Source organism: uncultured Thomasclavelia sp., assembly GCF_944324745.1.
In the GTDB taxonomy this organism is placed as follows: domain Bacteria; phylum Bacillota_I; class Bacilli_A; order Erysipelotrichales; family Coprobacillaceae; genus Thomasclavelia.
This window is the reverse complement of the sequence record NZ_CALUXO010000059.1, coordinates 1-7,146: the sequence shown is the minus strand read 5'-3', so window position 1 is coordinate 7,146 and position 7,146 is coordinate 1. Positions and strand designations below refer to the sequence as shown.

Sequence of the window (7,146 nt, the reverse complement as noted above, 5' to 3'; positions counted from 1 at the left end):
ATTTCCTCCTCGTGTTTATTACGCACACATTATAACAAAATCTAGCTATTTGTAAATAGTTTGATGTTCAAAATTTTTATCAAATTATGAAAAAAATGCTGAAGTACTAGTAAAATCAGCATTTTTTATTAACATCTTCTAAAAAAATATTTAAATAATCAAACAAAAATCCCCATAAAATCACCATATTATTACTACCATTAAAACATTTTCCAACTAATTAAATCATTCATTTTTGTAAAATTCGTCGTTTTCTAATTAACAGTTTTTTTAAATCATCAATTTCCTCTTGAATCATTTCACCCTTTTTAGTATCCTTAACCATTTCTTGTTTCTTTCGCGTATAAACAATCTTCGAATTATATTGCATATCATGATGAATATCATATTCACCAAGATGGATTTGGTGTGTTTTGATCAAAACTCCATGAGAATTATTAATTAATGTATACCCGGCCACTCCGGTTTTGCGTTGATTTTGAAAACAAAAGCCACCATCGATCACTACTAAACGATTATTTCCCTTCAACGGACTTTCCCCTTTAATTTCTTCAACTGGAGTATGACCATTAATAATCATGCAATGTTGCTCATCCAAACCAAATTCTTGTAAGATTTTTAAACAAATTGCTTCATTATTCGTCAGCTGATAATAAGCATTTTTTATTTCTGGGCAATTCTGATCTAAAACAATTTTACGACCACATAATGGTGAATACTGTCCACACCATAAATACCATAAATAATCGATGGCTTCTTTATCATGATCAAAATAACAGTTTTTAATTTTGGAATTGACAAAATCATAATAAGCTTTCCCTTTTAATTGATGATTAAAATGATTATATAGATGAAAATCACCATCTTCATCTAATGGAACACAGCCATGTAATAATAAATTATGATTAGTTTTTAAATATAATGATCCCTTTTCAAATAAAAATTCAATATGTTTTTGAAGTCGCACACTCTTTTTAAAACTCTTTTGGAGATCTTTTAAAATCAATTCTTCTTCAATTGATAACGGTCCAATATTATTAATAGTAATCCGATAATCCATTTGCCATTCGGGGTACTTTTTAATCAGTTGTGTTTCTAATTTCAATTGCATCTCTAGACAAACCTGATGCAATGATTGCATATAATCCATCTGCGGATATTTTTTACTGGCATACATCGATAACATCCGTAGTGAAATTCCATACCCCTTTTCTAACAGCTCAATATTTTGATAATGAACACAATTTTTGACAACGGTAATAATACAGGCTTCATTTCCTAAAAATGCGCCCATATATAAAACATCATGATTACCCCATTGAATATCGACTTGATCATAATCAATTAAATCATCAATAATATAATCGGGATGTTTACCACGATCAAAAATATCGCCTAAAATATGCAATGACTCAATGGCAAATGATTTGATAATCGAAATAATTATTTTCATGAATTGATCTTGTTCATCTAAATCGATAATTGTTTTAATGATTTGAAGATGATAGATATACTGTTGATCCATTTCATCTAATTGAGCGTGAATTAATTCGTCAATAATATCCCCGTATTCACTTGCTATGGCTTTCCGGACTTTTAAACGGGTATATTTTGATGTAATATAGCGAGCTAAGCGAATTAATTTTAAAATGTTATCTTGATACCATTTATCATCATGGCTTTGTTTTAAAATGATATCTGGATAATAAATTAAAAAACAAAATTCATCGATTGCCTGATTGTCCATTTCTGTATTAAACAAAAAGATTGCTTTTTCTTTAATAACCCCCGAACAATTATTCATCAAATGACGAAAAGCCTTATATTCTCCATGTAAATCTGATATATAATGTTCTGTCCCTTTAGGTAAATTTAAAACTGCCTGTAACTGAATAATTCGATGACAAATAGATTGAATAGTTGGAAAACGTTTTTCTAATAAATCGTAGTATTTTTGATCAAAAGTTTTCATTTTTTAAAAAGAGGCTTAAATTAAGCCTCTGTCTTACCATAGTTTAATAAAATCTTTTCTGCTTCACTATTCCATAATCCATTTGTTTTCTTAGTAGCCTCAGCTAATTGTTTAAATAAATCATTAGTTTCCCCTAATTTTTCAAAATCATCAATAGCTGTAAGTGGCATATCGATATGAGTATAAATTAATTTTTTACCACCTGGTACATTTGGTAAATTTTTAGTTGTTTCACAAACAGCATTCAAACCACCGATATGAGTAATCATAACTGCAGATTTGATCAAACCTTTAGCATCTTTATCAATTGCTTCTTTCATATCATCAATAGTGCCACCAGTACTTCCTAAGATACGATGACGTGAATAGTGACAATTATATAAATTCATCATAGCCGAGAAATTTGGATCAGTTGGACCGGCAAATAAGTTTAAATTTCCATCATAAGCTAATAGCTTGCTGGCCATTTCACAGACTGCTTGATTTGGAATATAGACAAAGACATCATCATAACCATGTCCATCAGTAATTTTCATTAATTCAGCAACTTGATCTTCCATTGCAGCTGTATTTACATAATGTAATTCGACACCATGAGCTTTGGCATCAGCTTCAGAAATTACTTCTTTAGCCCGAGCAATTCTAGTATCATCAATATCCGTAACGACAACTCGTTTTGGTTTATTTTCATAAGTTAATGAATAACTTACTGCTCCAAGTCCCATTGGTCCACAACCACCTAGGATAATGATATTTCCATCTTCTTTAGTTCCCATAACATGATCATAGCATCCAGGAACAGTGTGGTAATGTGTATGGAATCCAGAAATTACACAACACATTGGTTCTGCAACTGAAGCAGCGAAATAACTATCTCCTTCAAAAGTCCATAAGCATCCAGCTTCAATAATATCATTTGGGAAGATACAATACTCAGTGTCACCACCACACCAGCGATATGAATAACCTGGTGATTCCATTTGTCCCGGAATAGCTGGCTGTTGTGCAAATTTTTGACCTGGCTTAAATTTATCTTGCCATTTTTTACCAACTTTGACGATATCTCCGGCAAATTCATGTCCAATAATAATTGGATTATCATAAACATCATTAGGAACCCGTTTATGTTTGGCCCCTTGTTTTACTGTTTTATAAGTTGACATACAGATACTATCGGATACAACCTTAACTAAAATTTCATCATCTTTAATTTCTGGTAATTCAAATTCTTCTAATCTAATATCATCGACACCATATAAACGTACTGCTTTTGTTTTCATAATCACTTTATCTCCTAACTATCTAAAATTGATTTCTACTTCTTTCATTAACATTTCAACCATTGAAATATGTGGTGGTTTAGTTCCTTTAGTCATAACAGCTCCGGCTGAAGTTGCTACAGACAATTTAATCAACGGAATTAATTCTTGATTTTGACTAATTCCATAAGCTAATGCCCCTACCATTGAATCTCCAGCACCAACTGCTGAATGAGGGATAATGTCTAATCCAGGAACTTGTGCAACTTCATCACTAGTAATAAAGATTGCTCCTTTAGATCCAAGCGAAATTACAATTGTTTCAATTCCCTTGTATAGTAACTTACGAGCATTATCAATCAATTCAATTTCGTTTACATCTTCACTTAATCCAAAGTATTTACATAACTCATATTTATTTGGTTTGATCAAGTCAGGTCCGGCTTCAACACCATAAGTGAATAAATCACCATCAGCATCTAAAATCACCTTAACTCCTTTTTCTTTTAATAAAACAATCAAATCTCGATAGATAGTAGTTGGAACACCTTTAGGAACACTTCCTGATAAAACAACCATATCACCAGGATTAACCATGTTCATTAATTTTTCTTTAAATTTAGATAAATCTTCAGAATTAATTTCTTGTCCCGTTTCATTTAACTCCGTTAAATTCATTTCCTTATCTAAGACTTTTAAATTCATTCTAGTGTTTCCATCAACATGAACAAAACTATATTTAAGACCCATGCGATCTAATTCATTTTCAATCCATTCACCATTACTTCCAGCCACAAATCCGGTACAAATTGATTTGCCACCTAATTCTTTGATAGCTTTAGAAACATTGATTCCTTTACCACCAACATCAAGCATGACATTGCTTAAACGGTTTAATCCATTAGGAACCATCGTTTCCACTTGAGCTGTTTTATCGATTGCTGGATTTAAAGTAACTGTAATAATCATCTTTTTATTCCTTTGTCAACACATCATAGATAAAGTCAATATCTTTAGAAGATACTATTTCATTTACAGTTTCCATTTCACAAAGTTTTAAAGCAATATTACTTAAAATTGCCATATGATCATTTCCATTAGCTGCAATTCCAATCACAATTCTAGTTTCATTTCCATTCCAATCAATTCCATCAGGGTAAATCATTACTGCCATCCCTGGTTTAATTACATAATCTTTTACATCATATTCACCATGAGGAATCGCTAATCCATTACCAATATATGTTGTTAATTCATGATCACGATTCAACATCCCTTGAATATAAGGTTCTTCAATATAACCTTTATCTTGCATTAATTTTCCAATTGCTACGATTGCTTCATCACTAGTACAAGATTTACAATCTAGCACAATTGATTCTTTTGCTAAAATATTATCATTTGCCATTTCCTCTATCTCCTTTGATATTTCTTTTAATTTATTTTCATCTAGAAAATGGTCAATCGAATATACTTTCAAATAACGATATTGATTAGTTACCTGGTTTATCAATTCTTGATGCACGATAACGATATTACATTCTTGAGGAATGGAATAGATGGAACAATTAGAAACTTTGATATTTGAACCAACATATCTTTTTAATAAACTGGCCCCTAAAGCACTAGAACCCATACCGGCATCACAGGCAAAGTATACATTAATTCTAGCCATCTATTTTCCCTCCTCTTTAATCAAATCAATTGTATATTTTTGTAATAAATTATTAAACACATCTTTTATTGTTTCGTTATCACCAGTAATTAACTGCTGATAAAAATCATTATTTTCAATTAATTGTGACGAAATATAAGACATAATTTTCTTTTGTGATGTTAAAGCATCTTTGGGTATTAGCATCAATAACACAAGCTTAACATTCGCTAATTCTTCACTGGTAAATTCACTTTGATCTGGCCTAAAGATATGAACAAGGCAATTATTAACTAACTCAGTCGAAACGTGGAGCAAGGCAAAACCAAAGTTATTATAAACATTACTTCCTTTTTGTTCTCTTTCCATTATCTGGGCGATAAGTTTTGGATTATCATTAGTTAATTGACAGGCTTGTACAATTAACTCTTGTTTATTGATTTCATGTGGCAATGTATATAACTTAATATTATCAATAATTACTTTTACGACTTCTAAGATTTCAAACAAATCGTATGATTGTTGGGGTTTAGCTACGACTGTTATTTTTTCTCGAGTTTCTTTAATGGCTTGCAAAACATTAGCCACATCCTGCTGGTTTAAAAGGGGTGTAACATGTATTGCATTTTCAATTTGAAAGGTTGAAACCAATAATTCGCATTGATGATCCTTAACATCGGTAATTGAAAGCGGAACAAAAATGACATTTTTATCAACAACTCGTTTTAATCGAGCCATCAACAAAGCAGAGATACCAATTCCACTGCTGCAAACAACCCCGATGGTTATTGGTTTTAAATTTGTGGTCTTATAACGTTCAATTGCAGCAGCAAAATGTAATGCTAAATAACCAGCTTCGTCATCATTAACTTGATAATTATATGTTTCTTCAATTACTTGACATGCTTCTTTAGTATATTGATAAACTTGTAAATAATTTTCTTTTATTTGAAAGAGCATTGGATTATATATCGGTAATTCATACTCTAAGCGCACCATGGCTGGTTTTAAATGAGCTTGAAGACTTTGATACAATTCATAATCATTAAATAAATTATAACCATGATCATTAAACACGCTTAACATTTTTAAAATTATGTCATGGTATTCATCGATTGTCGTATCGTTGGAAATAATTGTCTTTTTCGCACTTTGAAGATGAATTGCAATAAAAGCACACTCAGTTTTTTCAAACTCAATATCGAAAGCTTTGGATAAATAGCCAACAATTTTTTCTGCTCTTTGATAAGCTTCTTTATCATTAATCAAACCAAAGATTTCCTGATTATCACCTAGAGCTTCCCCTTCTTTGATTCGAGCAACAGCGATCATTAGATGAATTAATAATCCGATATAAGAACTCTTTGCCATAACATCTAGATTTAATTCTTTATGATGAGTTTTAAAAACTCCTAAAATAATCTTTAATACTTCATAATCTAATAGCTTTTTAATATTTGAATGATTGGATACGGTAATTTGTTCAATTACATCTTTAATATTATAACGGTCAAAATCCATATTCATAATATGATATTGGACCGTATTATTAACAATTGTTGAAAGTGCCTGACGAATTGCCGACTCACTAGCTTGCAGCTCAACTCCATAACCAGGCCGTCTAACCAATTTAATCTTATATTGATTAAAAAATGGTTCTAGATCATCTAAGTCATGGGAGATGGTTGCTTCGGAAACTTGAAACTTATTACTATAATAAAATAGTTTCTGAATATCTTTAGTCCGTAAGAGTTCTAAACATAATAACTCTTGACGTTCAACTTTATCCATGTAATCTATTTTAGATCCCTGGATTTCCATAATTAAGTTTTGTTTAGCTTCATCACTACCTACGATTAATATTCCTTTCCCTTTTTTACTTTGGATTTGAATATTCATTTCTTGTAAAGAGTTTTTCATTTGATTAATTTCACGCATAATAGTTCTGGTACTAATGGAAATAACGGCTGATATTTCCTGATAAGTGATGTAATCATCCCTTAATAAACACATTGATAATATTTTTGCTTGCCGAGATGAATACATTCCCTTATCCTCCTATTTTAACTTTTCGACAATGTTGTCATATTCTTCGCCACCCATGAAGTTAGTAATTGGAAATACCACTACATCAGGTAACAAACTGTTTACTCGTTCAACTAATGATTGATGCGTTACTACTACTTCAGTGTCCGCTGGAATATCATTGATTGCATAATGTGGTACATCCACATCGATTCCCGCAGCTTTTAATTTCTTAG

The 7,146-nt window shown here is 31.2% G+C and carries 5 protein-coding genes and 1 pseudogene; all 6 read right to left on the bottom strand.

Annotated elements, in window-relative coordinates:
• Positions 1-229: 229 nt before the first annotated feature.
• Positions 230-1,972 (bottom strand): fructose-bisphosphatase class III, encoded by a 1,743-nt coding sequence (locus Q0K54_RS07785; protein ID WP_294579902.1) that lies wholly within the window; start codon positions 1,970-1,972, stop codon positions 230-232.
• A 20-nt stretch (positions 1,973-1,992) separates the two neighbouring features.
• Complete coding sequence (locus Q0K54_RS07780) at positions 1,993-3,252, bottom strand: zinc-binding dehydrogenase (protein ID WP_294579900.1); 1,260 nt, start codon at positions 3,250-3,252, stop codon at positions 1,993-1,995.
• Positions 3,253-3,270: 18 nt separating this feature from the next.
• Positions 3,271-4,200, bottom strand: coding sequence for a 1-phosphofructokinase (gene pfkB / locus Q0K54_RS07775; protein ID WP_294579899.1), 930 nt, complete (start codon positions 4,198-4,200; stop codon positions 3,271-3,273).
• Positions 4,201-4,204: 4 nt separating this feature from the next.
• The gene (locus Q0K54_RS07770; protein ID WP_294579897.1) at positions 4,205-4,906 is read right to left on the bottom strand and encodes a PTS sugar transporter subunit IIA; all 702 of its coding nucleotides are present in this window, start codon (positions 4,904-4,906) and stop codon (positions 4,205-4,207) included.
• Positions 4,907-6,931 (bottom strand): BglG family transcription antiterminator, encoded by a 2,025-nt coding sequence (locus Q0K54_RS07765; RefSeq protein WP_294579896.1) that lies wholly within the window; start codon positions 6,929-6,931, stop codon positions 4,907-4,909.
• A 12-nt stretch (positions 6,932-6,943) separates the two neighbouring features.
• Positions 6,944-7,146 (bottom strand): annotated as a pseudogene (locus tag Q0K54_RS07760) (PTS mannitol transporter subunit IIBC); the annotation flags it as partial.

Bases quoted from the DNA above. Each gene is read 5' to 3' on its own strand.
- Q0K54_RS07785 (WP_294579902.1), bottom strand. From the start codon at position 1,972: ATGAAAACTTTTGATCAAAAATACTACGATTTATTAGAAAAACGTTTT.
- Q0K54_RS07780 (WP_294579900.1), bottom strand. From the start codon at position 3,252: ATGAAAACAAAAGCAGTACGTTTATATGGTGTCGATGATATTAGATTA.
- pfkB (WP_294579899.1), bottom strand. From the start codon at position 4,200: ATGATTATTACAGTTACTTTAAATCCAGCAATCGATAAAACAGCTCAA.
- Q0K54_RS07770 (WP_294579897.1), bottom strand. From the start codon at position 4,906: ATGGCTAGAATTAATGTATACTTTGCCTGTGATGCCGGTATGGGTTCT.
- Q0K54_RS07765 (WP_294579896.1), bottom strand. From the start codon at position 6,931: ATGTATTCATCTCGGCAAGCAAAAATATTATCAATGTGTTTATTAAGG.